Source organism: Sporosarcina sp. SAFN-010 (genome assembly GCF_059415065.1).
Window position 1 is genome coordinate 1 of record NZ_JBPFDS010000021.1, and the last position, 26,962, is coordinate 26,962.

25 protein-coding genes are annotated in these 26,962 nt (G+C 41.6%); 13 read left to right on the forward strand and 12 right to left on the reverse strand.

What is annotated here, in order from left to right; genetic code table 11:
* Positions 1–233: 233 nt before the first annotated feature.
* A complete protein-coding gene (namA, locus tag ACR65F_RS16655; protein WP_440505102.1) occupies positions 234–1,253 on the reverse strand; it encodes an NADPH dehydrogenase NamA in 1,020 nt (339 codons plus the stop codon).
* 59 nt (positions 1,254–1,312) lie between these two features.
* Positions 1,313–2,146, reverse strand: a complete 834-nt coding sequence (gene proC, locus ACR65F_RS16660; RefSeq protein WP_440505103.1) for a pyrroline-5-carboxylate reductase — start codon at positions 2,144–2,146, stop codon at positions 1,313–1,315.
* A gap of 150 nt (positions 2,147–2,296) precedes the next feature.
* On the opposite strand from proC, the gene ACR65F_RS16665 reads away from it, so the two are divergent.
* The 4 genes from ACR65F_RS16665 (at position 2,297) to ACR65F_RS16680 (ending at position 5,649) form a co-directional block, all read left to right on the forward strand.
* Positions 2,297–3,241 (forward strand): MBL fold metallo-hydrolase, encoded by a 945-nt coding sequence (locus tag ACR65F_RS16665; RefSeq protein WP_440505104.1) that lies wholly within the window; start codon positions 2,297–2,299, stop codon positions 3,239–3,241.
* Positions 3,228–3,986 (forward strand): SDR family NAD(P)-dependent oxidoreductase, encoded by a 759-nt coding sequence (locus ACR65F_RS16670; protein WP_440505105.1) that lies wholly within the window; start codon positions 3,228–3,230, stop codon positions 3,984–3,986. Before ACR65F_RS16665 ends, ACR65F_RS16670 begins: the two co-directional genes overlap by 14 nt.
* 530 nt (positions 3,987–4,516) lie before the next feature.
* Positions 4,517–5,437 carry an HPr(Ser) kinase/phosphatase gene (gene hprK, locus ACR65F_RS16675; protein WP_125103355.1) on the forward strand — a complete coding sequence of 307 codons (921 nt, stop codon included), beginning with the start codon at positions 4,517–4,519 and terminating at the stop codon, positions 5,435–5,437.
* Positions 5,438–5,505: 68 nt separating this feature from the next.
* Positions 5,506–5,649 carry a YfhE family protein gene (locus ACR65F_RS16680; RefSeq protein ID WP_251659676.1) on the forward strand — a complete coding sequence of 48 codons (144 nt, stop codon included), beginning with the start codon at positions 5,506–5,508 and terminating at the stop codon, positions 5,647–5,649.
* A 42-nt stretch (positions 5,650–5,691) separates the two neighbouring features.
* On the opposite strand, the gene ACR65F_RS16685 is transcribed toward ACR65F_RS16680, so the two are convergent.
* A complete protein-coding gene (locus ACR65F_RS16685; RefSeq protein ID WP_440505106.1) occupies positions 5,692–6,606 on the reverse strand; it encodes a S1C family serine protease in 915 nt (304 codons plus the stop codon).
* Between the two features lie 180 nt (positions 6,607–6,786).
* Here ACR65F_RS16685 and ACR65F_RS16690 point away from each other — a divergent pair, with 180 nt between their 5' ends.
* Positions 6,787–7,023, forward strand: a complete 237-nt coding sequence (locus ACR65F_RS16690) for a hypothetical protein (protein WP_440505107.1) — start codon at positions 6,787–6,789, stop codon at positions 7,021–7,023.
* A gap of 21 nt (positions 7,024–7,044) precedes the next feature.
* The gene (locus tag ACR65F_RS16695; protein WP_039043376.1) at positions 7,045–7,272 is read left to right on the forward strand and encodes a hypothetical protein; all 228 of its coding nucleotides are present in this window, start codon (positions 7,045–7,047) and stop codon (positions 7,270–7,272) included.
* 113 nt (positions 7,273–7,385) lie between these two features.
* Here ACR65F_RS16695 and ACR65F_RS16700 read toward each other — a convergent pair whose 3' ends face one another.
* Together ACR65F_RS16700 and ACR65F_RS16705 are read right to left on the reverse strand one after the other, a co-directional pair.
* Entirely contained in the window at positions 7,386–8,882 is a 1,497-nt protein-coding gene (locus ACR65F_RS16700; protein WP_440505108.1) for a BCCT family transporter, read from the reverse strand.
* A 156-nt stretch (positions 8,883–9,038) separates the two neighbouring features.
* On the reverse strand, positions 9,039–10,448 hold the full coding sequence (locus tag ACR65F_RS16705) for a purine-cytosine permease family protein (protein WP_440505109.1): 1,410 nt from the start codon (positions 10,446–10,448) through the stop codon (positions 9,039–9,041).
* Positions 10,449–10,737: 289 nt separating this feature from the next.
* On the opposite strand from ACR65F_RS16705, the gene ACR65F_RS16710 reads away from it, so the two are divergent.
* Positions 10,738–11,493, forward strand: coding sequence for an SDR family NAD(P)-dependent oxidoreductase (locus ACR65F_RS16710; protein ID WP_440505110.1), 756 nt, complete (start codon positions 10,738–10,740; stop codon positions 11,491–11,493).
* Between the two features lie 41 nt (positions 11,494–11,534).
* On the opposite strand, the gene ACR65F_RS16715 is transcribed toward ACR65F_RS16710, so the two are convergent.
* The 4 genes from ACR65F_RS16715 to ACR65F_RS16730 form a co-directional block, all read right to left on the reverse strand.
* Positions 11,535–12,542 (reverse strand): FecCD family ABC transporter permease, encoded by a 1,008-nt coding sequence (locus ACR65F_RS16715; RefSeq protein WP_440505111.1) that lies wholly within the window; start codon positions 12,540–12,542, stop codon positions 11,535–11,537.
* Complete coding sequence (locus tag ACR65F_RS16720; protein ID WP_082003388.1) at positions 12,539–13,537, reverse strand: FecCD family ABC transporter permease; 999 nt, start codon at positions 13,535–13,537, stop codon at positions 12,539–12,541. The genes ACR65F_RS16715 and ACR65F_RS16720 overlap by 4 nt, the downstream gene beginning before the upstream one ends.
* A gap of 67 nt (positions 13,538–13,604) precedes the next feature.
* Positions 13,605–14,531, reverse strand: coding sequence for an iron-hydroxamate ABC transporter substrate-binding protein (locus tag ACR65F_RS16725; RefSeq protein ID WP_039043381.1), 927 nt, complete (start codon positions 14,529–14,531; stop codon positions 13,605–13,607).
* 1 nt (position 14,532) lies between these two features.
* Positions 14,533–15,327: an ABC transporter ATP-binding protein gene (locus ACR65F_RS16730; protein WP_440505112.1), complete on the reverse strand. Its 795-nt coding sequence runs from the start codon at positions 15,325–15,327 to the stop codon at positions 14,533–14,535.
* Positions 15,328–15,445: 118 nt separating this feature from the next.
* Here ACR65F_RS16730 and ACR65F_RS16735 point away from each other — a divergent pair, with 118 nt between their 5' ends.
* On the forward strand, positions 15,446–16,495 hold the full coding sequence (locus tag ACR65F_RS16735; RefSeq protein WP_039043383.1) for an NAD(P)/FAD-dependent oxidoreductase: 1,050 nt from the start codon (positions 15,446–15,448) through the stop codon (positions 16,493–16,495).
* A gap of 69 nt (positions 16,496–16,564) precedes the next feature.
* On the opposite strand, the gene ACR65F_RS16740 is transcribed toward ACR65F_RS16735, so the two are convergent.
* Positions 16,565–16,915 carry a DUF3307 domain-containing protein gene (locus ACR65F_RS16740; protein WP_440505113.1) on the reverse strand — a complete coding sequence of 117 codons (351 nt, stop codon included), beginning with the start codon at positions 16,913–16,915 and terminating at the stop codon, positions 16,565–16,567.
* 131 nt (positions 16,916–17,046) lie between these two features.
* Between ACR65F_RS16740 and ACR65F_RS16745 the strand changes: the two genes are divergently transcribed.
* The 3 genes from ACR65F_RS16745 (at position 17,047) to ACR65F_RS16755 (ending at position 20,829) form a co-directional block, all read left to right on the forward strand.
* A complete protein-coding gene (locus ACR65F_RS16745) occupies positions 17,047–18,189 on the forward strand; it encodes an HD domain-containing phosphohydrolase (protein ID WP_440505114.1) in 1,143 nt (380 codons plus the stop codon).
* Between the two features lie 7 nt (positions 18,190–18,196).
* The gene (locus tag ACR65F_RS16750) at positions 18,197–19,993 is read left to right on the forward strand and encodes an adenylate/guanylate cyclase domain-containing protein (protein ID WP_440505115.1); all 1,797 of its coding nucleotides are present in this window, start codon (positions 18,197–18,199) and stop codon (positions 19,991–19,993) included.
* Between the two features lie 98 nt (positions 19,994–20,091).
* Positions 20,092–20,829, forward strand: coding sequence for a DUF4309 domain-containing protein (locus ACR65F_RS16755; RefSeq protein ID WP_440505116.1), 738 nt, complete (start codon positions 20,092–20,094; stop codon positions 20,827–20,829).
* A gap of 39 nt (positions 20,830–20,868) precedes the next feature.
* Here ACR65F_RS16755 and ACR65F_RS16760 read toward each other — a convergent pair whose 3' ends face one another.
* Positions 20,869–21,525, reverse strand: coding sequence for a TetR family transcriptional regulator (locus ACR65F_RS16760; protein ID WP_440505117.1), 657 nt, complete (start codon positions 21,523–21,525; stop codon positions 20,869–20,871).
* A 248-nt stretch (positions 21,526–21,773) separates the two neighbouring features.
* Between ACR65F_RS16760 and ACR65F_RS16765 the strand changes: the two genes are divergently transcribed.
* Positions 21,774–23,288 (forward strand): BCCT family transporter, encoded by a 1,515-nt coding sequence (locus ACR65F_RS16765; RefSeq protein ID WP_039043387.1) that lies wholly within the window; start codon positions 21,774–21,776, stop codon positions 23,286–23,288.
* A 15-nt stretch (positions 23,289–23,303) separates the two neighbouring features.
* Complete coding sequence (locus ACR65F_RS16770) at positions 23,304–25,349, forward strand: CocE/NonD family hydrolase (protein WP_440505118.1); 2,046 nt, start codon at positions 23,304–23,306, stop codon at positions 25,347–25,349.
* Between the two features lie 620 nt (positions 25,350–25,969).
* On the opposite strand, the gene ACR65F_RS16775 is transcribed toward ACR65F_RS16770, so the two are convergent.
* Positions 25,970–26,935: a S8 family peptidase gene (locus ACR65F_RS16775; protein ID WP_039043389.1), complete on the reverse strand. Its 966-nt coding sequence runs from the start codon at positions 26,933–26,935 to the stop codon at positions 25,970–25,972.
* Positions 26,936–26,962 lie beyond the last annotated feature (27 nt).

Genomic DNA, 26,962 nt, shown 5'->3' on the forward strand with positions numbered 1-26,962 from the left:
CCTCCGATGTAAGTACTTTTTAAAAGTGTACCACTTCGAAGGTGTTTTATATTGTCTCATTAATTTAGGTTAGCCCAAATTCATATGAAAATTAGCGGTCTTTTTATTGCTTTACTTTGTGTTTTGTAACTTTCAACTGAACGGAGTAGATCTAAGCAGAAGCGTTTTTTATAGTTATCTCTGACATTCTGAAGAGATTGACCCTATATTACAGTTTGCGTAATATATTTCGGTCAAAATCTCCAGGCTCTGCTATATTGCGTAGGAGCCTCAATTTCTGTATGAAGTTCACGGGCAGCTTGATACGGCCAATACGCGTCTCGTAACAGTTCTCTACCGATTAAAACGAGATCAGCACGTTCATTTCTCAAGATTTCTTCAGCTTGCAATCCCGAGGTGATTAAGCCCACTGCGCCAGTTGCGATTTCAGCACCTGTTCGGATTGTTTCTGAATAAGGAACTTGGTAGCCAGGGAACGGATCGATTTTTGCCGGAACAACAGCTCCAGAACTCACGTCAATCAAGTCTACGCCTTGGTTCTTCATCCACTTAGCTATTTCGATGTACTGCTCAGAAGTCATGCCACCCTCTGTATAATCTTCAGCAGATATTCGAACAAATAAAGGGCCTTCCCATGTCTTTCTGACGGCATCGATGATTTCGCTCAGGAACCGATATCGATTTTCTGCGCTTCCACCATACTCATCAGTACGATGATTGGAAAGGGGGGATAGGAATTCGTTAATAAGATAACCATGTGCCCCGTGAATTTCCAGTAACTCGAATCCTGCATTTGCAGCACGTTTTGCTGCAAGAGCAAATGCTTTAACAGTTTCTGCAATAGCTTTCTTGCTCATTGCGACAGGTGTTTTGTATTCATCACTAAACGCAATGGCACTCGGCGCTTGGATATCACCATCTACCGTCGCTTTCCTGCCAGCATGCGCAAGCTGGATTCCAGCCGCAGCACCGTGTTGTTTAATGAGGCGTGTCAGTTCAGTCAAGCCTTCAATATGGGTGTCATCCCAAATTCCGAGATCTTGTGGGCTGATTCTTCCTTGAGGCTGAACAGCTGTCGCTTCCAGGATAATCAGCCCTGATTGACCGACAGCTCTTGAGCCATAATGGACACGATGCCAATCTTCGACTTTACCGTCTTCATTTTGAGAAGAATACATGCACATCGGAGACATCGCAATTCTATTTTTTAATGTAAGATTTCGGATCGTGTACGGTTCAAATAATTTAGCCATTTCCGAGTCACTCCTTTTCATGAATGACTCTACTATAGCAAAAAAGCGTAGGAATTCCTTTAGGAAGAACTCGTACTCTCTTTAACTTCGGTGGATCCAAGCTCTCTAGAGCGCTTTTCAGCATGCTCAATGCAACTGAAGACGGCTTCCTGGAATCCTGCGGAAGTGAGTGCGCGAAGCCCTGCTTCCGTCGTGCCACCCGGGCTAGTCACGTTTTCTCTTAGAAGTGCTGGCTCCTCTTGAGTTTGTCGTAACATGCATGCAGCCCCTTCGATTGTCTGAATAATGAGGTCGCGCGCAATCGGCTGTTCAATTCCAGCGCGCATGGCGGCTGTCTCTAAGGCTTCTGCTAAATAGTAGATATAGGCTGGTCCGCTCCCGGAAAGGGCTGTAACAGCATGTAAGTCATCCTCTTCAACTTCCGCTACGATGCCAATCGAACTTAATAATGCAAGAATCTCTTGCTTCTCAATGGATTTCATCGAACTATTGAATGCGATACCAGTAGCTGACTTCCCAATTGCTGCAGATGTATTCGGCATGGAGCGAGCAATACCGTGTTTGCCTAGACCTAATTCAATTGTATCCATTGAAACACCAGCTAGAACAGAAAGGACAACTGCTCGTTCGTTAAGTAAAGGAGAAATCTGTTCCATTGCGGTATAAACATCTTTAGGTTTAGTAGCCAATACGACTAAATCAGCGTTGCTGAGCTCATTTTTGTCCGCACTGACAATTGAGATGCCATACGTATTTTGTAACAATTGAAGGCGCGCTTCATCTGCTCGGTTCATGACAAAAACATTAGAAGGCGTAACAGTACCTTGCTTACAGATCCCGGAAATCACAGCTTCCGCCATCGATCCGGCACCAACAAATACGATTTTTTCCATGGAATTCCCTCTTTTCCTAGATACGTGTATTCAATCAGTCTATGCGATTATTGAAATAAGTCAACTGATGATTCAGTTATCGATACATGACGAACGTACAAAAAGCATGTACAATAGAATGAATAGTGATTCAATATTGGAGGCAAAACCATGATTCAACAACTGACGATACCAACGCCATATGCTGTTGGCGATGTTAATGCATTTTTAGTGAAGGGCGATACACTGAGTCTATTCGATGCGGGTCCGAAGACAACCGAAGCTCTTGAGGCGATAAAGGCAGGGCTTAAAGAATCCGGATATACGTTGGAGGATATTGAACAAGTCATTCTTACACATCATCATCCAGATCATTCAGGTTGGGCGGATGCATTTCCGAACGCAGAACTTTACGGCCATGAGTACAATAATCTCTGGCTAACGAGAGACCCGGATTTTATAAAATTTCACGACCAATTTTATATGGAGCGATTTATAGAGCAAGGGGTTCCTGAAAAAGCGCTAGGAATTGTAGGGAAGATGAAACGCGCTGCTGATTTCATGGCAGAGCGTCCACTTGATCATATTTTAACTGAAGGGGACGAAATACCGGGACATCCTGGGTGGACGACTCTTGAGACGTTAGGGCATGCTCAAAGTCATTTATCATTTTGGAATCCTGAACGGAACGAACTTATCGGTGGTGATTTATTGCTGGAAAAGGTTTCTTCGAATCCACTCGTAGAACCTCCGAAAAGTCCTGAATATCCCCGACCAAAAACAATGTTGCAATATAACGCTTCGTTAAAACGATTGCTTGACCTGCCTGTAGAGAAGGTTTACAGCGGACATGGAATGCCTGTAACTGGTGTTCATGACCTTATTGAGAAGCGACTGCAGAAACAGCACGAGCGGGCAATGAAGGTTTACGATATGCTGTCAGTTGGTCCGCAATCTGTCTTCGAATTGACCGTGCAATTATTTCCAGCTGCCTATAAAAGGGAGCTTGGTCTGACACTCTCAGAGACACTTGGTCAAATGGATTACTTATTAGAGCTAGGCAAGGTTGTTCTAAAAACAGACGATCAAGGAATTCATCGGTATGAGAAAGCGTAAAACAATTTTAATAACAGGAGCTACAAGTGGAGTTGGTTATGAAACTGCAGTGAGGCTAATATCTGAAGGTCATCGTGTCCAAGTGACGGGGCGTTCAAAAGAAATTCTGGCTAAGCTTGTAGCTCTTGGGGCATATGCGATTCAACTAGATTTAACAGGTGAGGGAGCGGCTGATCACTTGCTACGTGAGCTGGAAATGCCGGATGTCATTATTTTCTCAGCAGGAGTTGCAAAGTTTGCACTTGCTCATGAAACTGAAGATAGACAGGTTGAGCAAATGTTTTCAGTGAACGTGACAGCACCGATACAGCTTACACAAAGGATACTACCGTCATGGATGGAACGTAGAGGTGGACATCTAATTTATATTGGTTCCCAAGCAGGAAAAGTGGCGACACCAAAAGCAGCTGTCTATGCAGCGACGAAACATGCATTGATTGGATACACGAATGCGTTACGTATGGAAGTTGCACAATATGGAATCGACGTATCTGTTATTCATCCAGGTCCAATCGACACAGCCTTTTTAGACAAAGCAGATGAAAGTGGTACCTACAGGGGGGCAGTTGGTAAGCATTTGCTTACTGTAGAGGAAGTAGCAGAAGGTGTCGTTCAGATGGTTCGTCAGCCTAAACGACAAGTGGATATGCCACGAGTGATGGGTCTGACGAGCAAACTTCATGCAATAGCTCCAGACTTAGTGGAACGTATAGGAAAACCATTTTTCATGAAAAAGATGAAGTAAATCCAAAACCGCACCTAATTTTGAGAATTGAAAAAGAGGCGTCCATATATCGGACGCCTCTTCATTCGCGGAAAATTTGTTTTAACTAGTTGCGTGTAGCTGACGGGTAGATCGAAAGCATACTGCAAACTCTTCTTGCACGCATTTCACTTCATCGTTCTTTAAATCGAAGAGAAACGGTTGTTTAGGTTGCACTTGCACAAAAAACTTACTTCTTACTGGTCTTACAAACACTCGTAACTCATCTTACGGTGATGCTTCGTCAGTACAGCAAATTTCCCGCCAAGGCTGTGCATTTCTCCAAGTAAGCGCTTAGCGCCTTCCTGGATTTCGCCTTGTAGTAATCTATACCCGGCAAAACAACCTATAAACCTATTTTTAAAAATTCTTTTTTATTTTCTTTGAATATCTATTGCGGAATCTTAAGATGAGGTGAACATAGATATTAGAAAATATAATACAACACTGCATTAGAAAAATGTTTATGATAAACTGAGACTAAACAAACCGTACACGAAAGGTGTTCCTTCATGATACAGCTAACCGTACAAAACATTGTACACCAATTTTCATTTGAAATTCTATCCGGAAGCGACCACTTGGAAAGACCGCTGAAAAAAACAAAAGTTCGTCGTCCAGGGTTGGAATTCATGGATACGTTTGAGTTCATAGCGAGAGGACATATTCAAATACTCGGTAAAAACGAGGTCAACTATTTACATACGCTTACTGATGATGAATGCAAACGCAGAATTTCGAATCTTGTCGAATATGATCCACCTTGTATTTTAATCACTTCCAATCAGGACCAACCCTATGGATTACATACGTATTGTACGGAAAACGGAATTCCTGTTTTAAGAACTCCGGATTCTATGGGTGTGGCGAGTGCAAAATTAGACGCATTTGTCATTAGCTCGATGGCAGAAGAAATCGCAATTCATGGAGTAGTCGTCAATGTAGCGGGAATTGGAATTTTACTGCGTGGTAAATCCGGCGTAGGAAAGAGCGAGACTGCACATACACTGATTGGCAGGGGACACCGGCTTGTAGCGGATGACATCGTCGTACTTCGAAAACTCAGTCCTCAAACGTTACTCGGTACTCATAACCAGACCAACCGGGAATTTTTGGCGCTTAGGAGTATCGGTTTAATGAACGTTGTTCGTTTATATGGACGTGCTGCGTTTCAAGAAGAGACTAGAATCGCTCTCGATATCGAATTGACAGAGTGGAAAGACAACTCACTTAACAATGAACTGGAATTAGACGAGAAGTTTACTGAGTACATGGGTGTACCTATACCTTATATTCAAATCCAATTACAACCAGGGCGGGATGTCGCTGGGCTTATCGAAGCAGCTGCAAACAACTGGTATTTAAAACAACAAGGGTATAGCGCGCTTGAGGAATTCATGGAACGCCTGGAGCCTGAATTCAAACAGGAATGATCTGACAGGAATAGTTCGTCTTTATCTGGAAAAACTATTTGTACACTAGTTTTGAAGGAGGATGACTAATGACGGAAAAGAAAGAGCCACATGAAATGATGACTGAGAAAAACAACAAACTTTCTTCAGCTCAAGAAGTAGAATATGTGGACGACTTTAAGAAAGCGGACAAAGCAACGAAAAATACGAATAAACGTAAAAACGAATACTAACAAAAAAGTCCGGAAGCCATATTAGCTTCCGGACTTTTTTGTCTATTCGACTTCCTTTAATAACTCCAACACTTCGTTTGACCGTATGAACATCCCAACTTTACCGTGCGAGTCAAGCTCGGTTATCGCAAAGACAACACCGATGACCTCATCATTTTGGAAAACGGGGCTTCCACTATTACCTCTGTAAACCGGTGCATCCAAAAGAATAATAGGTACATTACGCCCCGCCCATTCACTTTCTCCTATCAGTTTTCCTTCATTTGCGATTCCAAAAAAGTTCAAAGGATTTCCGATGAATCTGACCTTGGAATCAGGTGTGTAAGTGGGGCTTTCCGCTAGTTTTAGCGATGGAACATCTGGTGGATTTTTAATTTGCAAAATAGCTAAATCATTAACGGAATCTTGTGCAACAAGAGAGGCTGAAAAGCGACCTTGCTCTTCAAATGAGACTGTAATCTGTTTTGTATTTTCGACCACATGATTATTTGTCACAATCAAGCCATTAGGAGATACAGAAAAACCCGTTCCTTTTCCATCTTCGGTCAATACAACAGCAACGGATTGTTTCCACTTTGTAATGTCCTCCCGTTTAGATAACTTTGCTGATGTTTTTAAAAAATCGATTGCTGGTAATGAATAGATATCGAAAATGAAAGCGACAGGCTGAAAAAGTAAAACCAATGCCATGAGCCATACAATCCATCTAGGGACTTTGCGTTTTCTTGGCTGCGGATTGTTACGAAGGTAAGCTTCTTTTGCAAGTGCTTCCCGTTGTGCTTCCAAAACAAGCTGGCGAAACTCCTCTTCTTCTATTTCTTCTTGCGTAAGTTCGAGTCCTTCTAATTGGTCGCCCTCGTTAACTTCGTAGGCTTCAGAAACATTATCGTCTTCGTCTGCTGGGAAATGATTTTCTCGGTTGAATTCATCTTGATTCTTCTGATCGTCCTGATTCATATGTATAGACCTCCAGTATACGTTCCTGCAATTGCGGTAAAAGGGGTTAACCAAAAGTGTATCATAGATTGTGATGATCAATTCTGAAAAGAATTAACTGAAAAACCTATCTACTCACCATTATACTTGATATACTTTCCATAAGTGTATTTGTGTCTATTTGAGGGGAGATGTGTTACGGTGGATGAAAATGCATTGAAGAAGACGGAACCAGAACGTTATCCAAGTACAGTGACTGAAGAAGTGCATGCTCTTACTACTAAAGTGAGAGCGTTAGAGGACGAAATCAGTGAATTGAAAAAGGATATACACGCTATCGACTTCTTGCAAAAAAAACCGATTATTTCAGGCGATGCGATTGCTACCGGAGGCTTCTGGATTGTAGCAGCATTAGCTGTAATCGGGATATTTTTTTAATGAAGGAGGTAATAACGTATTATGAAAAGCCCAGGACTAGCAGCTGTACTTAGCTTTTTTTGGACCGGCGTCGGACAGATTTATAATGGTCAGATCCTGAAAGGTCTCATACTAATTGGAGTGCAAGTTATCAATTCACTTCTTATGTTTGTATTAATTGGGTTTATCACGTATCCAATTGTTTGGATATGGGGAATGTACGACGCTTACAAAACTGCTGAAAAACACAACACTCGTCAAGTTTACTAAAAAAGAAATTTAATAGTATGAGGAACGTTAGATGCATAGTTGGTTTCTTGTGCCTAAAAAAATCATATTAAAAAGACGTCCTATCGATTAATGAATCGATAGGACGTCTTTTTTTATTTCCGCTTTGCTTTAATGAGATTCAACTCTGTACTTAATGCTTTTAAAAGAGAGAATATCATCAACAAGATGACAAACGAGAAAGGGAGGGCAGCTATAATAATTGTATTCTGTAATGCATCTAACCCATTAACAGAAAGTAAAATTAACGCGATTGCCGACTGAAGTACACCCCATATGAGTTTGATACTATTCGGCGGTGTCAGTGATCCATAACTGGATTGCATGCCTAGCACAAATGTCGCTGAATCCGCAGAAGTGATGAAGAAGGAAGCAATCAGGACAATTGCAACAATGGAGATGAATACGCCCCAAGGTAATGTACTAAACAACTCAAAGACCACGAGTTCAGTAGCTTTATCCGCGAGATTGACGACTCCCGCTTTCTGAGCTTCAATCGCAGTCGTTCCAAAAGCTGTAAACCAGAATGTGCAAAGAATTGTCGGTGCAATCATAACACCAATCATGAATTCACGAATTGTACGTCCTTTGGACACACGTGCGATGAACATACTAACGAAAGGTGCCCAAGAAATCCACCAAGCCCAGTAAAAGATGGTCCACATATCCAACCACTGTCGGTTTTCTGAATTCAATGGGGAAGTGGAGAAGCTCATTTTCACGAAGTTCGCTATATAACCCCCAAGGGAGTCTGAGTACATATTAAAGATTAATAAGGTTGGACCAAGTATCACAACTAAAACCAGTAACGCAATTGCGAGTACAAGATTCAAATTGGATAAGTATTGAATCCCTTTACTAAGACCACTCCAAGCTGACATGATGAAAAGTACAGTTACAACTAATATGATGATGAATTGAGACTGAGTTCCTATTTCAACTCCAAACAAATAATTCAACCCTGCATTAATTTGTACAGCGCCAAAGCCGAGAGTAGTTGCAACACCGAAAGCGGTTGCAAACACAGCGAGAACATCCACAAGAACACCCCAAGGGCCATTCATCTTATTCCCAAAAATCGGCTTCAATGTTGAAGAAATTAAACCAGGTTCTCCCTTACGGAACTGGAAGAATGCTAGAGATAAGGCGACAAAACCGTACATTGCCCATACATGGATACCCCAATGGAAAAAGGATTGACGTAAGCCTTCTTTAAATGCAGCTGGTGTATTGAGCTCGCCTGTCGATGACATGACAGCATAGTGTGAAAGTGGCTCTGCAGCGCCATAAAAGACAAGTCCGATGCCCATACCGGCTGAGAATAGCATGGCAATCCAGGATACTGTTGAAAACTCGGGTTTGTCTGTATCTTTCCCAAGTCTTATTTTCCCGAATGGACTAAAGATCAGGAACATACAAATGATAACGAGTACGGATAACAGCATGAGGTAATACCAACCAAAGGTAGATGCGACGAAGTTTTGAACCTTTCCGGTTTGTTCGGCAAAGCTTTCCGGCGCGAGCACACCGTAGCCAACTGCCAAAATGATCAGTCCAATCGTAATGTAAAAAACGTTTGAAATTTTTCTCATGATTCCCCCTAAGATAATTGTAGTGATTTCACGGTTATTAACTATAGCAATAAAGAATTGAAAATGCAAAAGAATATAAAAAGGAGAATGTAAGAACATCCTCCTTTTCTTAAATGCGAAAAAATAGTGTCATCACAGGCATTTTAAAAAAACGATTTAAGCTAAGCGGTCCTTTTCGTGGATATCGTCAGGCTCACGAAGCAAATAATACTTTCCTTTGGTTACCTTTGCGAGAAGTACAGTAAGTATTGAAGCAAGAACAGCGGCGAAAAATGCTGCTGTAGACTCTAAGAAAATGCCCATATATCCAAGTGCAGCAAGGGTTCCGAGAAGACTTGCAACTAATAGTGATATTACACCGACTGGATTCCAGCGATACAAATATTCTTGACGAGCAACATAATAATTGGGTCCGATCTTCATGAGTTTTTTGACGACAAGAGCATCCGTTACTAGAATCGCTGCCCAAGAGAGTAAAAATACGCCTTGGAATGTCATCATCGTACTTAAATGATCGACAATATTTGCAAGCATAAGTAATATTGCGCTAACCCCTGATACAACGACCCAAAAACGACGACCCGGAGTAAACCTAAACATGTTTTCGAAGAAGTTTGAAAGCGACAACGAGCTACTGTAAATATTCGTTACGTTAATGCGTAATTGAGTAATCATAGTAAACAAAGCTCCGCCAATACCGAGCAACAGGACAATATAAACTCCTGGATCGGGTTCCATAAAACGAACACCAAACCAGATGCCTAAACCACCCATTACTCCAAAACAAAAGATTTGAGGGATAAAACCAATCATAAAAGAGCCTAGTTTAATATCCTTAGGCTTTAAAAAACGTGCATAATCTGAAGCGAGGAGAGCTGTCAGACCCATGATACCATTATGCATACCAATGCACATGAGTAATGCGGTGCCACCTAGTGTGACACCCTCAGGCATATAGGAGAATACGGCTCCGGTGTACACTGCAGGTTTATAAAACGAGATAATGATTGCAGTGATTAAAAACACAACAAATACTGGCATTGACCACTTTTGCAATTTATCAAGCTGTTCAATTCCGAACCAATTCAAGGGGATGACGATTGATCCGAACACGATGATGAGAATCCACTTTGGGAGGGTAGGGAAAAAGTGGTGAACTGCAGATACTAAAATTAACCCTTCAAACGCACAATACATAATGAAGTTAGATGCGTAAATCAGTGATGTAAGTGAGGAACCGATATATCCGAAACCTCCACCGCGTGACAGGAGATTTACATTCATCCCAGATTTCGCAGACAAATAGGCGATAACTGTTCCTAATATCCCTGCGACAATGATTGCGTAAGCTGAAGAAATCATAGCATTTGCTGCCCCATAAGAGAGAGCCATGACACTTCCCATTTGGAAGTAAAAAATGGCTGTTGCGATTCCGAATGTAATGTTGGTAATGCTTAACCAACTTTTCGTACGGTCTTCTCGAGGAACTCGGTCAAGCGAATAGTCACTTTCCAGTTCTTCTATTTCTTCGTTATATTCATTTGTAGTATTAGTTACTGATTTCATTCAATTCCTCCTAATCGATACATGCATCTCCTTCCTGTTCAGTCAATTATTTTTTCGCAAGTTATACACTGTAGAAGCATAACAAAAAAACAAAAGATATATCAAGGGATGCAGTTGACATACCTATATTCTATACAGAGTTGAGTAAAGATAACCATGATTCAATTAGTGATTTACAGAGAATTCTAACTTCCGTGTATTGAAGCGAAAAAGGGGAATACTGAAACAGGAAACTTTATTTGACACTATTTAAGTGTTAAACTAGTATTGATGAAAAGGAGTGATACTTATGGGTAAATTAGATGGTAAAGTAGCAGTAATCACTGGCGGTGCCGGTGGTATCGGAAGTGGTATGGCAAAAGCATACGTTAAGGAAGGCGCGAAAGTGGCAATCGTTGACTTAAACGCTGAAACTGGCGAAGCAATGGTGAAAGAACTTCAGGAGTTCCAACCTGAAAGCATGTTCATTCAAGCGGACCTTACAGATCGCGACAAGCTGAAAGATATCATCGCAACAGTTGTCGACAAGTATGGAAAACTAGACATTCTTGTCAATAACGCACACGCATCACGTCAAGTTTTGCTAGCTGACGCAACTCAAGCGGATATGGATTTCTCCTTTAACACTGGGTTCTATCCAACGTTTTACTTGATGCAAGCAGCATACCCACACTTGAAAGAGTCTGAAGGGACAATCATTAACTTCTCTTCAGGTGCTGGTATTAATGGAGATGTTATGCAAGGTACGTATGCGGCTGCAAAAGAAGCGATTCGTGCGATTACTCGCGTAGCAGCAAACGAATGGGGTCAGTTCGGCATCAACGTGAACTTAATTTCACCGATTGCCAATTCACCTGGTATCCAACAGTGGAAAAAAGACCAGCCTGAAGCATTTGACAAAATGATCAACAATATTCCAATGCGTCGTCTTGGCGAATTGGAAGGCGATATTGGTCGAGTTGCAGTCTTCCTTGCGAGTGAAGATGCATCATACATCACTGGACAAACAATCATGGTTGACGGTGGCGCAACTAAATTACGCTAACCAAAAAACACGATCCTCTGAAACTGAGGATCGTGTTTTTATTATTTTCGTAATAATAAATAGATGAAGTAGGGAGCACCGATTAAGGAAACGACTAATCCTGCTGGAATAATCCCAACGCTGGATATGTTTCTACCGATCGTATCTGCGAGCAATAATAACCAGCCGCCAAGTAGAATAGCGATTGGAAGATAGAGCTGACTGCGTGGACCGATTAAAGACTTTGCAATATGAGGAGCCATCAGCCCAACAAAAGCAATTCCTCCAGTAACGGAAACAGCTGAAGCTGCGAGTGCGACTGCAGTGATGAGAAGAATAATACGTTCCCGCTCAACAGAAACCCCAATTCCAATGGCAACAGATTCACTTAACCCCAATACATTCAATCGGTTCGCTTTATATAACGCGAATGGAACAAGAATAAGTAACCAGGGCAATAGTGCAATGACAAATGGCCAATCAGACCCCCAAATATTTCCCGCTAACCATTTCGCAATGAAATCCACTTTTTCACGATCCGCTGAAGAAGTGAGAACGATCATGACACCGGATAGTGCTAGAGAAAACCCCACACCTGTTAACACCAATCGAACCGGCTGCATTCCTGTTTTTTTATCGTAAGCGAAGAGATAGATTAGAAATGCGGTCAAAAATGCCCCAACTAACCCGACAATCGGCATCAAATACACTAACGCACCTGTTTCAACAGGTACAAATAGAAAGAATACTGCAATGGAAGTACCTGCCCCAGCGTTAATGCCAATAATTCCGGGATCCGCCAAGTCATTCCGTGTGATTCCTTGAAGAATCGAGCCAGAAAGCGCAAGGGCTGCTCCTGCTAAGAACGTTATGGCTATACGGGGGAGACGAATAGAAAACAAAACAAATTCTTCTTTAAATGTACCATTGCCGAAAAGTGCAGGGAAGATGCGACCAGGATCTACGGAAGCTGGCCCGAGTGCAATGGCTGCAACTGCAGTTCCGAGAGAAAGGATGCTAAATATGATCAATAAGAGACGCTGTTTTCTTAACACTTTAGATTGAATCATGAGAAAGCTCGCCCTCCTTTACGGAGAATAATTAGGAAGAACGGCAAGCCCATGACTGCAACGAGTGAAGCAACGGGTGTTTCGTATGGTGCGTTCATCGTCCGACCTAATGTGTCCGCAAGCAACATGAATGCACCACCAACAACTGCAGACATTGGCAGTATAAACCGATAATCAGTGCCAACTATTGCGCGAACGATATGCGGAATCATAAGTCCCACGAACGCCAGATTTCCTACCAGAGCAACGGCAGATCCAGCCAGAAGAATAGTTAGGATGAACAAAATCATTTTGATCCTGAATGTATGCTGACCCAATCCGACAGCTACTTCTTCATTTAAACTTAGTAGAGTTAGTTGCTTGGACAAAATTAGGCCGACTCCTATCCCGATAACAATCACCGGAGTAATAATTTGAAGTTGAGACCAAGTTGTACCAATCACACCTCCAGCTGTCCACATGGAAATGTCTTTGGACACCTTAAAATAGATTCCGACCCCTTCAGCAACCGCAAAGAAGAAAGTCGAGACTGCAGCGCCTGCCAAAACAAGACGGAAAGGTGAGAAGCCACCACGCTTTGCAGAAGCGATGCCGAAGACTACTAGAGCCCCAGCTGCTGCTCCTAGAAAACAAGCGATCATAATCCCGTAATAATTGAGGGAAGGAACAAGTGCGATTGCAATGGCGAGAGCGGCATTAGCACCTGCAGTTAAGCCAAGTAATCCTGGATCAGCTAGAGGGTTTCTTGTCATCCCTTGCATGATGGCACCTGAAACAGCCAAAGCAGAACCGACTAGTAACGCAGCAAGTTCCCGTGGAAAACGGATCTCTCTTAAAATCAAACTATTTTTACTTGAATCGCCTATAATTGCTAGCCACACATCAGATACGGAAATATTCGCTGCACCTAGTATCATTGCAAGGAATAGAGAAGCTACCAATCCGATGCAAGCTATAAAGAATTTAATTGAAAATGGCATAGTTCGCAGATTCATTAGCCAGGACTCCTTTCGCAAAAGAAAAGGATTCTTTCAAGGTGAAAGAATCCTTCTTGAATAACGATTACTTTAAAAAGTTTTCTTTGAAAAACTCAAGCTGATACTCAAGCGTTAGAGGATCGTTGAAGTAGAACTCACTCAACTCAGCTTCAAATACATGACCTTCTTTAACAGCTGGAGTATTCTTATATGTCTCAGTTTCCATAAAGGAATTATCGCCATCGTTATTGCGACTTAAAATAACGTAGTCTCCCATATAATCAGGAAGTACTTCAGAAGAAAGAGCGAAATAACCATCCTTTAATGCATCTGCTTTGACTTTTTCAGGCATCGGTAGCTTCATCTCTTGAAATAGGATTTCTGTTCCGCGTCCCCAGCTATCTCCATATACATAGAGCTGCTTGTCAAAGTTTTCAATAACTGAAACGGTCTTACCCTCACCGATTTTCGCTTTAATTTCTTCGCCAGTTTCTTGTGCACGCGTTTTGAAATCAGTGACCCATTCTTGAGCTTCCTCACCTTTGTTCAATAACTTTCCGATTTCAACATATTGAGTCAAATAATCGACTTTATTGTAAGTGAATGTGACTACGGGAGCAATTTCTTTTAACCGATCCAAATTATTCAATGGAGATAGTCCAATGATTAAATCCGGTTCCAGTTCAATGATTTTTTCTAAATCTTCATCAGACACTACTTCAGCATCTTTCAGTTTCGATTCAAATCGAGGATTATCTTTTGACCAAGAGTCCACACCGACAATAGGAACGTCAAGTGACATAACATGTCCTGCAAATGATGACAAAACGACAACGCGCTGTGGATTTGCTGGAACTTCTATTGGGCCATCTTCAGATTCATAGGTAATCGTTCCTGAATCTTTCGCGGCTCCGTCTTTTGAAGGTTCCTTGGAAGCATCCTCATTTTTAGAAGAGCAAGCTCCTAGAACAAGAACCAGTGCAAGCGTTAAGAATAATAGTGCCTTTTTCATGTTAGTAATCTCCTTTTAATAAATCGTATGTAATACACATCGGTTTACCGCTTCTCGGATCCATTCCGATTTCTGCGTCAATCCTAAAAACTTCACGCAAAGTTGTAGGTTCTATTACTTCTTCAGAAGAACCCGCTTTAATGACCTTCCCATCTTTCATCGCTATCAAATAATCAGCGAAGCGGGCAGCCTGATTTAAATCATGTAACACCATGATAATGGTTCGTTCCTGCTCAGCATTCAATTTCTGTAATAGTTCAAGAACTTCCAACTGATGTGCCATGTCTAAATAGGTTGTCGGTTCATCAAGGAAAATGATTTCCGTTTCTTGTGCAAGCGCCATTGCGATCCAGACCCTCTGACGTTGACCGCCTGAAAGAGCATCCACTTGACGATCACGGAAAGAATCCGTATTTGTAACAGTAAGAGCCCAGTTAATGACATCGAAATCAGATGCTGTCAACCGACCTAGTCCTGTTTGGTAGGGGAATCTCCCATAAGAAACGAGTTCCGACACTGTTAGACCACTCGCAGCTTCTTGTGTTTGCGGAAGAATTGCCATTTTTCGAGCAAGCGCTTTTGTTTTATGATCAGCAATATCTCCCCCATCCAACAATACCTTCCCTGAAAGGCGGGGAATGAGACGTGTCATCCCTTTCAAAAAAGTCGACTTTCCACATCCGTTAGCCCCGATGATCGCAGTTATTTTCTTATTCGGTATCGTAACGGATAGGTCGTCCACGATGATTTGTTCACCGTAAGCAATCTGTAAGTTTTCAGTTGCCAAACGTACCATTCGGAGCACTCCCATCTTTTATACACAATAAACGTTGATAATGATTCTCATTATCGGTATAATGCTACTATAAAGAGTGATCCTAAAGAAGTCAAATATAAATTTAGGGGGATGAAGTATGTCTCAAGCAACAATTGTAGATGTGACGATTATTGGTGGAGGACCTGCAGGATTATATGCTGCTTTTTATAGTGGGTTACGTGGAATGTCCGCCAAAATCATTGAATTTCAACCGGAACTAGGTGGGAAACTACATGTTTATCAAGAAAAAATGATTTGGGACGTTGGCGGCGTCACACCAGCACCTGCAGCTGAAATGATTAATAAGTTAGTGGAGCAAGGCATGACGTTTAACCCCGAAGTTGTCTTGAATGAAAAAGTAACTGGAATTGAAAAAGATGATGAAGGAAATTTTGTCTTGACTAGCGCTTCTGGTGCTAAACACTATAGCAGAACAGTCATTCTTGCTGTTGGCGGAGGTATTCTAAAGCCACAAAAAGTGGAAATAGAAGGCGCAGAGCGGTTCGAAGTCTCGAATTTACATTACACCGTAAAGTCACTACAACACTTCAAAGGAAGGCGTGTCCTGATATCAGGTGGCGGAAATGCTGCAATCGACTGGGCTAATGAGCTAGAACCTATTGCCAAAGAAGTGATTTTAACATATCGGAAATGTGATTTAAACGGACATGAAGCACAAGTTCAGCAATTGCTTCAGAGTCAAGTAGTGTGCCACTTTAATACAAGGATTGACAAATTGATAGCATCAGCTGATCACCAGTCAATCGAAAAAGTGGAATTAAAACATTGTCTAGAAGAATCCGGATTGACTCTGGAAGTTGACGATGTGGTCATTAACCATGGATATGAAGTGGATACCTCATTAATAGGAGGCAGCGAAGCGAACCTTGAGCTCACAAACGACCACCGAATTGCTGGAACACCGATGAGCGGGACTTCAGTTCCTGGGATTTTTGCTGCTGGAGATGTCCTTTTCCATGAAAGTAAAGTCAATCTCATCGCGGGGGCATTTCAAGACGCTGCAAACGCTGTAAATAGTGCCAAAATGTATTTAGATCCAAAAGCATCCCAGGCAGGCATGGTGAGCTCGCACAATGATGTCTTCAAAGAACGTAACAAAAAACTTGTACAGCAGTTAATCAGTTAAACCTAAATATGAAATTACTTCCCCACAAAAAGAAGCAGATGCACTAGGCTCTGCTTCTTTTTGTCGTTCTTATCCCCAAATGTGTGCAATGATGGAAAGTACTATAATATGAAAGACTTGGTCCGCCATAATTATCAGCCACGCAGGTTCTCCATCTTTTATGCCCATTATCGTCTTCGCCCACCATGCAACAAAACGACGGCGATCCAAAATGACATGACTCACAAAAATAATGGCAACTACCCATAAAGAAATCCTTCCTGTGCCTATTAAAAATGCAACACTTACAGCCGATGTATAAACGAAACAATGCGTTAAGAGTGGAGCCCACTTTGAGGCTTTTCCTGCAGCCATCCAACTCGTTTGAAGTAAATAATCGCCAATCAGATGACCTATTATTAAATATGAGAACAATGTCACGTTGTTACCTCCGTGTTACTGATTTTTCATTGAAAGTAATGACTTTAGTTGTGTATTTATGATTGTTTCATGATACTATTATTACAAATAGAGAGAAACGTGACAACAGTTTTTTAGAAAGGAATTAGTAAATGGAAAAATCACTTGCATTAACGACTCCTGACTCCTCTGAATTTCCACAGTCAGATCTACTTTTATCTACTATTTTTGAATATATGGGGAAAATGTCCACTGAAACAGACATTGCGAAGATGCTTTTGTTATTAGCTGATTTAGGTACAAAGTTAGTACAGGCAGATCGATGTACCGTTTGGCTCCATGAATCTATATCGCAGACTGTTTGGACGGTCGCAGGACATGGGGTAGAACGAATTACAATATCGGATACGAGTGGGTTTGTGGGAAGAAGCGTACAAACTGGAACGGTGATTAATGTAGAAGATGCTTATTTAGATGAACGATTCAATACTGCAGTCGATCAGGAAACAGGTTATCATACACGTTCTATACTGTGTATCCCATTCACTAACCAAGAAGGAAAAATAATTGGTGCATTCCAGGCTATTAATAAGCTTGGAGATTCCCACTTTACAAAAAAGGATGAAACGTTGTTATCATTTGCCTCAACGTATGCTGGTAAATCTCTTGATACGTTCATGTTACATAACGAGTTACTGGAAACGCAAAAAGAAATTATAGAAACGATGGGGGAAATAGGCGAGAGTCGATCTCAAGAAACCGGTAATCATGTCAAACGTGTGGCAATCTATTCTTATAAGTTGGCTCAACTTGCAGGTATCTCTGAACCACAATCGCTTCTTCTTCGTTACGCATCTCCCATGCATGACATAGGAAAAGTGGCAACACCCGATTCAATTCTACTGAAGCCTGGAAAGTTAACGCCCGAAGAATTTGAAGAAATGAAGTTGCATACAGTCGTTGGATATAATGTTTTTCGGAAATCAGAGCGTGAATTATTAAAAACAGCTGCCATTATCGCTTACGAGCATCATGAAAGATGGGAAGGCGGCGGATATCCTAGAGGTTTGGAGCGAGAACAGATTCATATATTTGGAAGGATCACCGCAATCGCTGATGTATTTGACGCACTAGGTAGTGACCGCGTGTATAAAAAGGCTTGGCCACTTAAAAAAATCGTGTCGTACATGTCTGAGCAACGGGGCAAACAATTTGATCCTACGTTAATAGATCTATTTCTAGACCATTTAGATGAATTTGTCGCAATTCGTGATAGTTATACCGATAGGATGTGAAGTGAAAGTGTCGAAAACTATTTCCATAGTAGAAACCCGTCTAGTTAAATTGCCACTTGAAGTAGTATGGGAGCTAGTTTCCGATACCAATCGCTTAAACCGATACATCGGATTGTTTCCAGTCAACTTTACTCCCTTTAGAACCAGGACCCAACAGCTCATTCGAAAAGCAAAAGGAAAAGCTTATGGATTGATAGAGGTTGAATGGGATGAAAACGTATTTGAATGGGTTCGTGAATCTTATTACACGGTTGAGCGTAATTATACGAAAGGGCCAGTGGAGCGTGCGATTTGGAAAGTGTCAGTTACGAAAGTGGACGAGGAAGAAACGAAGTTGACACTTACAGGATTGTTTGAGTATCGTTCTCTTTTAGGAAAAGTGGCATTAACAAAAGGAATTATTCCTCAACTCCTTCAAACATTTACTTATGTCGAAGACGCTGCGGTGACAAAGGAGCATATGCCAACAGCAAGAGAACAGAAAGCCATTCAAATAGACGAACGCGTTTTACTTGATGCAGAACACCACTTGACCGAATTATCGCTTGATCAGGCACTTGTCAAAGCGCTCATTAGAACCATTCGAACGGAATCAGATGAAGCTGTGACGTCAATTCAGCCCTATCGATGGGCATTTGAACATGGATTTACTAAACAACAAGCAGTTCGTCTATTCTTGTTTGCGAGTGAAGCCGGAGTATTGGATTATGAGTGGAGTTTGATGTGCCCGAACTGTCGAGTCGCTAAAGATCATGCCTCCGTCTTAAAAGATGTGAAAAAAACGGTGCATTGTGATCTATGCGGTGTGGACTTCGAACTTGATTTTGAAAACTATGTAGAAATGACTTTTCAAGTGAACGGTGCGATTCGAAAAACGAACAAAGTAACGTTTTGCATAAACGGACCAACTAATTCACCACATACAATTGGACAGTTTCGGATTCCACCTCAATCGACGACACATGTACCGTGGACTAGTATTCCTAAGGACATGCAAATTCGGGTGGTGAAGCATAATTTCAAAGTTCCATTTACCTATCAACCAAACATTGAATCTTCGCAAATACATATTCAACCTAATGGTATTGTCGAACAATTTCTTATGCAAAGTTCAGACATTTCAATTGTTAACACGAGTGATGAAGAATATGTCGTGGTATTTGAAGAGACGAAATGGGATGAATATGCGCTTACAGCACGTGAAGTAACCTCACTTCAGTTGTTCCGGGATTTGCTGCCCGCAGAAGTTCTTGCGCCAGGCATGCAAATCGGGGTAGGTAAGCTGACCATTCTGTTTACTGATCTGAAGGATTCAACTCTGTTATATGAACGGGTTGGGGATGCAAGCGCATATAGTGATGTCCAAAAACATTTCACCTCACTTGGCAATCTAATTCGTTCCCATGATGGAACAATTGTAAAAACAATAGGAGATTCCATTATGGCGGCATTCTCTTCTAACATTCATGCGTTGGAAGCAGCGCTTGATATACAATCCTCTGTGTCCTCCCTAAACAAAATGTTGAATAATCCGGTCACTATTAAGATAGGTTTGCACGAGGGGCCAGTGATTGCGGTCAATGCAAATGGTGTGCTAGATTACTTTGGCAGAACTGTTAACATGGCAGCGCGTGTTCAACAACAGAGCACTGGGGGAGACATTGTGTTGAAAAAGAAACTTTTCGATGAGCTGGAAGTCAAGGCAGATTTAGGATTGGTAACGGAATTCACGACACAACTACATGGAATGGCATCACCTATTCAATTGGTCAGATTGAATCCTATACTTGGTGACGTAGATTGAAAGAGCTATTTTAGCTCTTTTTTTCGTTTTACGTGTATTTGAAAGTGAACAGGGAAAATAAGAAAGGTAAACATCCATATATAGGAGGGAGAATGATTATGAAAAAAAATCTTATGCTACTCACTATATTACTTTCTGGCGGTCTAGCTGCCTGTTCTGCATCTCCAACGGACGAAACCACCAATTCCACCCAACAGGAAATGGGCGATTCTGTTCAAAACGAAACAGATGGAAACGCTGGAGGTCAAAATTATGAAGAAGATCAGACTTCTAATAACGAACAGTCCCAGTCAGATGAAGCACAAGACAGCGATGGAACATCAGCGTCAGAAGAAAATGATAACCAAGGGCAATCTGGCCAAGCAGGCACTGCTGATGAGTCAATTGATAAAGAACAAAAGAAAATGGCAATTGATACATTGAACGACTTAGTTTTAGATGGAAAGAAAGGGAAAGTATATCATTTAAATGATAACTTCTACGTGGGGAGAACCACTCAAACTGACGTCTATAATACAATTGGAAAGCCTGAACGCCAGGACACATTCGATCGATATACCGGGTCAATGGGGCAAGCTTCCTATGATCTCAGATATAATGAAAAGGGTCTATTAGTTGAAGCACGTTACCTTGGAACGAACGTTGAAAGACAAACAAATTTAGGTGGCATCAGTTCAAAAGATTTAGTAGAACAATTGGGTAACCCAGATGAAAAAAGAATGCTGAAAGATTCCAATCAAACGAGTTATATCTATGAATTAGGAAACTACGAGATCCAGTTCGTCATGACTGAGAAAGACAAAGCGGACCATGTCAACTTGTTGCTCGTCTCCTGAAAAAAGCCATGCGGCAAATCCGCATGGCTTTTGTATGTTTTATTCGGACTTCAACCGATCGATAATCTCTTTTACATAGAACATGGTCCGACTTGCGGCTTCATCAGGAGTTGCCTCAATCCGATTATTAAGGAAATTCATTAGCATTCCTTGCCAAATTAAAATAGTGACTTCATTGAGCGACTCGATTTTATCTGCATCTAGACCGCCTTGCTCTACAGCTCTTTTCAAGATGGGATTGCCTCTTTTTACAACATTCTGTTCAAGTAAACTCATTCTGATTTCTTCAGGAACATCCACTAAGTCCGCTGGATAGAATTCATAATACTTCTCCAACAAATGGTCGGGATTATCTCCTAGATCGCGGATGAAAACTGAGTGGAAGATATCTGGTTGTTTAAACGAATATTCACAAAAACATTCCCATGCAGTTACATATTGATCTAAGGCACAAGATTCCTCATTCATGCGTCTCGTCACTTCAACCGTATAATCCTTCATCAATCTCATCGATGCGAAAAACAGCAAGTGTGAGAACTCGTCGAAGTAATTATAAATGGTTGCACTATTATAACCAGCACGGTCTGCAACCTTACGAATTGTAACTGCTCTCGCACCTTCTTCTTCAATGATTTCAGTGGCCGCCTCGACAAAGTACTTCCACATTCTACTCTTTTGAAGCATTTTCTTATCCAAATAAAGCGCCTCGCTTTTCTCAGTTATCAGTAATTGTACAATACTACCAGTCTAATTCATTATACTTGTACTTGCGAATTTATTCTGATAGTATAAACGCGTTCACAATATAATCATGATTATAAATTAAGAATGAAGAACTCGCAATCTTTTTTGACTACACAAATCTTGTTCAATAACAATTGAAATACGTTATTTGAAAGCGTTATCAAAGTTGCGTTTGTGAAACAACAAAAGGGGGTTGAAGGATGCAAAAAACGAAATTAGATCCTTTCGTATTTTGGACGTCAATAGTATTCATTTTACTGGCAACTGTGTTGCTAGTAGTCTTTAGAGAAAGTGCTGAACCTGTCCTGGATGACGTCATGACGTTCATCACGTTTAAAATGGACTGGGCATTCCAATTTCTCACATTTGGGCTATTTATATTTTTAATATGGTTGGCGTTTAGTAAATTTGGTCGCATTAAATTAGGGGAGGGAAAACCCGAGTTTTCTAGTTTCAGTTGGGGCGCTATGCTGTTTACCGCTGGAATGGGAACAAGCATTATGTATTGGGCAATGATTGAACCGATTTCGTACTTTTCAGGTCCGCCTTTTGGAATTGAACCTGGTACCAATGAAGCTGCAGAATGGTCACTTACATATGGATTGTTCCATTGGGGTATTTCAGCGTGGTCACTTTATGCATTTCCAACTGTCGTAATTGCGTACTCGTACTTTGTGAAGAAACGTCCATCTCTTAAAATCAGTACTGCACTAAGAGGAGCTCTTGGTAAATATGCAGATGGTTGGGTAGCAAAGTTAATCGATGTCCTCGTCATTTGGAGTTTAGTAGGTGGTCTTGGTACTTCTTTAGGACTTGGTGTTCCAATGGTTTCTGCTGTTGTCGGCTCCATATTTTCCATTGAACCGTCTCTCGGATTGGATGCCGTTATCGTCACACTCATCACTATTATCTATTCAGCGAGTGCCTACCTAGGCTTACAAAAAGGGATTAGAAGACTAAGTGATTTGAATATCTACTTGGCAATTGCCCTTGCTCTCTTTGTTTTCATCGCAGGACCTACTTCGTTTATACTTACGTATTTCTCGAACAGTTTTGGATTGATGCTTCAAAACTTCACGTTCATGAGTTTTCATACAGATCCGATTTCCCAAGGCGGATTCCCACAAGGTTGGACTGTGTTCTATTGGGCTTGGTTTGCTGCAACTGCAATGTTCATGGGATTATTCGTCGCCCGGATTTCCAAAGGGCGCACGTTGCGTGAATTGATCACCCATATGCTATTGTGGGGGTCAATCGGAGGCTGGGTCTATTTCATGGTCTTCGGTGGCTATTCTATGAACTTGCAGTTACAAGGAGTTGCCGATATTGCGAAAACACTTTCTGAACAAGGTGGACCAGCAGCTGTCGTCGAAATCCTTCGTTCTCTACCGCTAGATGTACTCGTGTTGCCATTCTTTGTGATCGTTGGTGTTATTTTCTTATCGACATCGATGGACTCTGCAACGTACATCTTAGCAGCCGTTGCAACGAAAGAATTACAGCCTGGTGAAGATCCTGCACGTTGGCACCGAATGATTTGGGGCGCTATTCTTGCAGTACTGTCAATCTCGTTGCTACTAGTAGGAGGTCTCCGTGTTATACAAACCTCGGCAGTCGTAGTAGCAGTTCCAATCTTCATCATCTATATTTTGCTTCTCGTTTCACTCGTAAGATGGTTGCGCGAAGATTTTCCAAATGAAAACCTAAACAAATAATTGGAGGCATTTCTCATGGTATTTAACGTAAGAGAAACAAATCGTACAATCCGCACGACCTTCCCGAAAAAAACGAAAGAATTATCGAACGTCATGATTCCGCTTTCAGACGGAACACAATTGGCTGCACACATTTGGCTGCCGGAAGACGCAGAAACAACACAGGTCCCAGCAGTTCTTGAGTACTTACCCTACCGTAAAAACGAATTTACTGCATTGCGTGATTCTCTACGTCATCCATATTTTGCAGGGCACGGATATGCGAGCATAAGGGTCGATATTCGAGGAACTGGAGATTCAGACGGCATTTTGTATGATGAATACTTGAAGCAAGAACAAGATGATGCATTAGAAGTATTGGATTGGATTGCAAAACAGTCATGGTCAACAGGTAGTGTTGGGATGATCGGTAAATCATGGGGTGGCTTCAATGGACTCCAAATCGCAGCGCGCCAACATCCAGCACTAAAAGCGATTATCACATTGTGTTCTACAGATGATCGCTATGCAGATGACGTCCACTACAAAGGGGGCGCAATGCTTGCCTCAGATATGCTTTGGTGGGCTAGTACAATGTTTGCGTATAATGCACGTCCGCAATATCCTGAAGTCAGGGGCGAGTCGTGGAGAGAAAATTGGTTGGAGCGCATGGAACTGACTCCTCCATATGCAGAAGAATGGGTGCGTCATCAGCGCAGAGATGCTTACTGGAAACACGGTTCAGTCATTGAAAATTACGATGATGTAACGATTCCAGTCTTTGCAGTTGGCGGCTGGGCAGATGGTTATACGAATGCGATTCCAAGATTATTAACAGGTTTAAAAGGGCCGAAAAAAGGTCTAATCGGTCCGTGGGCACACGAGTATCCTGAAATGGCGGTACCAGGTCCACAAATCGGATTCTTACAAGAAGCGGTCCGTTGGTGGGATGAATGGCTAAAAGACGAACGGACAGGCATCATGGATGAGCCGATGGTTCGCGTTTATATGCAAGATAGCGTTCCACCACAAACAGAGTATTTATGTCGTCCAGGACACTGGGTGGCAGAAGAACAATGGCCACCAGCAAATGTTAAAGAAAAGCAACTGTTCTTAAATGGAAAAAACTTGAGTGAAACAGCTGACGGGAAAGAAGTAATCATATCTTCCGTTCAACAACACGGATTGTATGCAGGCGTATTCTGTCCATTTGGCCAGCCAGGGGACCTACCAGCGGATCAGCGAATTGAAAATGGCATGGCAGTAGTGTTCGATGCAGCACCTGTTGAAAAAGACAAACCAATTCTAGGTGAACCTGAATTCCGTTGCAGAATTACTTCAGATAAAAAAGCTGCACATCTAGTTGTCCGACTCAATGATGTTGCGCCCGACGGTTCTTCGACGCGTATCACGTGGGGCGTGTTAAATCTTACACACCGCGATAGCGATGAGAACCCAAGTTATTTAGAACCAGGAAAACCTTACGACGTAACAGTGAAGATGAATGTCATCGGTCATACGTTGCAAAAAGGTCACCATTGGCAACTTGCGGTGTCACCGAACTATTGGCCACACATTTGGCCTTTCCCTGAAGCGGTTACCTTCACAGTTGAAACTGGAGAAGAAACATCACTAGTCTTGCCACTTAGAAATCCGACAGATCTGGATAAGACGTTAAAACCTTTTGCTCAAGCGGAAACAGCGGAAGTACTAGAGAAGGACATTTTGCGTGAAGCAGGTCGTACACGAGAAGTGAAGCAAGATGCAGCAACCGGAGTCTGGACATTAGATGACTTTTCAGATGAAGGCAAGCGAAAATTGCATAGCAATGGACTCGAATACGGAAGCACCAATCGAAATGTCTATACCATAAGAGAAAATGATCCACTCAGTGCGCGCGTAGAATGCGATTGGACGTTAAGTGTCGGTAAAGGCGAGTGGCAGACGTACTTGGAAACAAAGAGTACGATGACTGCGGACGAAACTCATTACTACCTCATGAACGAATTGAAAGCATGGGAAAATGAAAAGGAAGTGTTCCACAAGAAGTGGGAAGAAAAAATAGAACGCGATTTCACTTAATGTAACATTCGCGTAAAATCGTATTACCAAGGAAGCTGTAGAGGAATTCAGTGAAAACTGTTTGCCTCTGCAGCTTCTTTTTTTTGATGGATGGGTTGTTATAGCGAATAATCGAAAGGGGAATCTTGAGAATAAGTAAATAATGCTCTTAGAGCTCCATATGTGCTCATAAATCATGAAAAATTCTCATAAATTCCAAGATATGCTCATAAATTAAAAAATCTGATCATAACTCCTGAAAAGTGATCATAAATCCAAAAAAGTGCTCATAACTCTAGAGAAGTGATCATAAATTACCATAAATCGCTCATAAAGTCCCGCGGTCATAGCATCAGGCACATCCAAATTATTATCTCGCGATCAATGTTGAAAATTACTCCTTATTTAAAAGACGAGAGCCCAAGACCCATGTTTTTAAGAATCTCATCAGAAAAGTAAACAACTGATGTTTCCTTTCCACATTAGCTGGATTATTCACTCATAATAGGACACCTTTTTGGAACAAGATGAACTTCAATTTCTACGGTAATCGGGCTAAGAAAAAGCGGCCAGGGGAATCCCTGCCGCTTTTTTTAATTATAGATGTCTGAAAAAAGCTAGTGAACCACAATTTGTTCAAATCATTGTGAACTCAAAACCACAGCTTTACTTTCTCGCTCAAGTATACCTGTCAAATGTTCAAGCACCGTCAAGTAAACGAGCCCATTCCCTTCAATCTTTTGTGAGAAACCTAGTGGAACGGTCCTTTTTATTAGCTGGGCATAAAGCTCTGGCTCTGTAAGTTCTCTACCGAAACTGTTGTTGACCAACCCTTTGATGAGGGCAAGAGCTCCAGAGACATGTGGGGCAGCCATTGAAGTTCCGCTTAATGTTGCAAATTCCCCGTTTAAATACGTAGAAAGAATTTCTTCACCCGGAGCAACTAGATCGACTTCATTATGAGAGTTGGAAAAATCGGAAGGTCTTCTTTCAAGATTAATAGCACCTACACAAATGACTTCGTTATAACAGCCAGGATAGGCGAATTCATCGGTTGAATCGTCGCTATCGCCTTCATTTCCAGCTGCACAAACTACGAGTATATTATTAGCAACCGCTTTTTTTACCGCTTCATGAAGTTCAGGCAAATCAGTTGGACCACCTAGCGACATGGAAATTATATCCACTTTTTGTTCAATGGCATAGTTGATACCATTGATAATCCACTCATATTGCCCGGATCCTTTTTTATTCAATACCTTTATAATAAGCAGACTTGCTTCAGGAGCTACTCCGACAACGCCCTCATCGTTCTCCTGTGCGGAAATCGTTCCAGCTACATGAGTGCCATGACCGTTGTAATCGAGGAAAATGTCGGGATTACTTCCATCATCGTCCGTAAAGTTCCGACCGCCTATAATTTGATCTTGTAAATCAGGGTGTCTACTATCGCATCCTGTATCCAGTATAGCAACCGTAATGCCATTTCCTTTTGTTTCCTTCCAAATTGCGGGTGCTTGAATTAATTTCACACCAGGTGGAACTTCATTGGCCTCTGTCATTTGAATAATCACTTCGAATGGAATTACATGAGCAAAATTCTTCACTTTATCCCTCCTCATTGGATTAACGGA

Coding starts and splice junctions, on each gene's coding strand:
- ACR65F_RS16725 (WP_039043381.1), bottom strand. CDS start 14,531: ATGAAAAAGGCACTATTATTCTTAACGCTTGCACTGGTTCTTGTTCTA.
- ACR65F_RS16665 (WP_440505104.1), top strand. CDS start 2,297: ATGATTCAACAACTGACGATACCAACGCCATATGCTGTTGGCGATGTT.
- ACR65F_RS16735 (WP_039043383.1), top strand. CDS start 15,446: ATGTCTCAAGCAACAATTGTAGATGTGACGATTATTGGTGGAGGACCT.
- ACR65F_RS16700 (WP_440505108.1), bottom strand. CDS start 8,882: ATGAGAAAAATTTCAAACGTTTTTTACATTACGATTGGACTGATCATT.
- ACR65F_RS16720 (WP_082003388.1), bottom strand. CDS start 13,537: ATGAATCTGCGAACTATGCCATTTTCAATTAAATTCTTTATAGCTTGC.
- proC (WP_440505103.1), bottom strand. CDS start 2,146: ATGGAAAAAATCGTATTTGTTGGTGCCGGATCGATGGCGGAAGCTGTG.
- ACR65F_RS16765 (WP_039043387.1), top strand. CDS start 21,774: ATGCAAAAAACGAAATTAGATCCTTTCGTATTTTGGACGTCAATAGTA.
- ACR65F_RS16705 (WP_440505109.1), bottom strand. CDS start 10,448: ATGAAATCAGTAACTAATACTACAAATGAATATAACGAAGAAATAGAA.
- ACR65F_RS16755 (WP_440505116.1), top strand. CDS start 20,092: ATGAAAAAAAATCTTATGCTACTCACTATATTACTTTCTGGCGGTCTA.
- ACR65F_RS16770 (WP_440505118.1), top strand. CDS start 23,304: ATGGTATTTAACGTAAGAGAAACAAATCGTACAATCCGCACGACCTTC.
- ACR65F_RS16710 (WP_440505110.1), top strand. CDS start 10,738: ATGGGTAAATTAGATGGTAAAGTAGCAGTAATCACTGGCGGTGCCGGT.
- ACR65F_RS16680 (WP_251659676.1), top strand. CDS start 5,506: ATGACGGAAAAGAAAGAGCCACATGAAATGATGACTGAGAAAAACAAC.
- ACR65F_RS16745 (WP_440505114.1), top strand. CDS start 17,047: ATGGAAAAATCACTTGCATTAACGACTCCTGACTCCTCTGAATTTCCA.
- ACR65F_RS16685 (WP_440505106.1), bottom strand. CDS start 6,606: ATGAATCAGGACGATCAGAAGAATCAAGATGAATTCAACCGAGAAAAT.
- ACR65F_RS16695 (WP_039043376.1), top strand. CDS start 7,045: ATGAAAAGCCCAGGACTAGCAGCTGTACTTAGCTTTTTTTGGACCGGC.
- namA (WP_440505102.1), bottom strand. CDS start 1,253: ATGGCTAAATTATTTGAACCGTACACGATCCGAAATCTTACATTAAAA.
- ACR65F_RS16715 (WP_440505111.1), bottom strand. CDS start 12,542: ATGATTCAATCTAAAGTGTTAAGAAAACAGCGTCTCTTATTGATCATA.
- ACR65F_RS16670 (WP_440505105.1), top strand. CDS start 3,228: ATGAGAAAGCGTAAAACAATTTTAATAACAGGAGCTACAAGTGGAGTT.
- ACR65F_RS16730 (WP_440505112.1), bottom strand. CDS start 15,327: ATGGTACGTTTGGCAACTGAAAACTTACAGATTGCTTACGGTGAACAA.
- hprK (WP_125103355.1), top strand. CDS start 4,517: ATGATACAGCTAACCGTACAAAACATTGTACACCAATTTTCATTTGAA.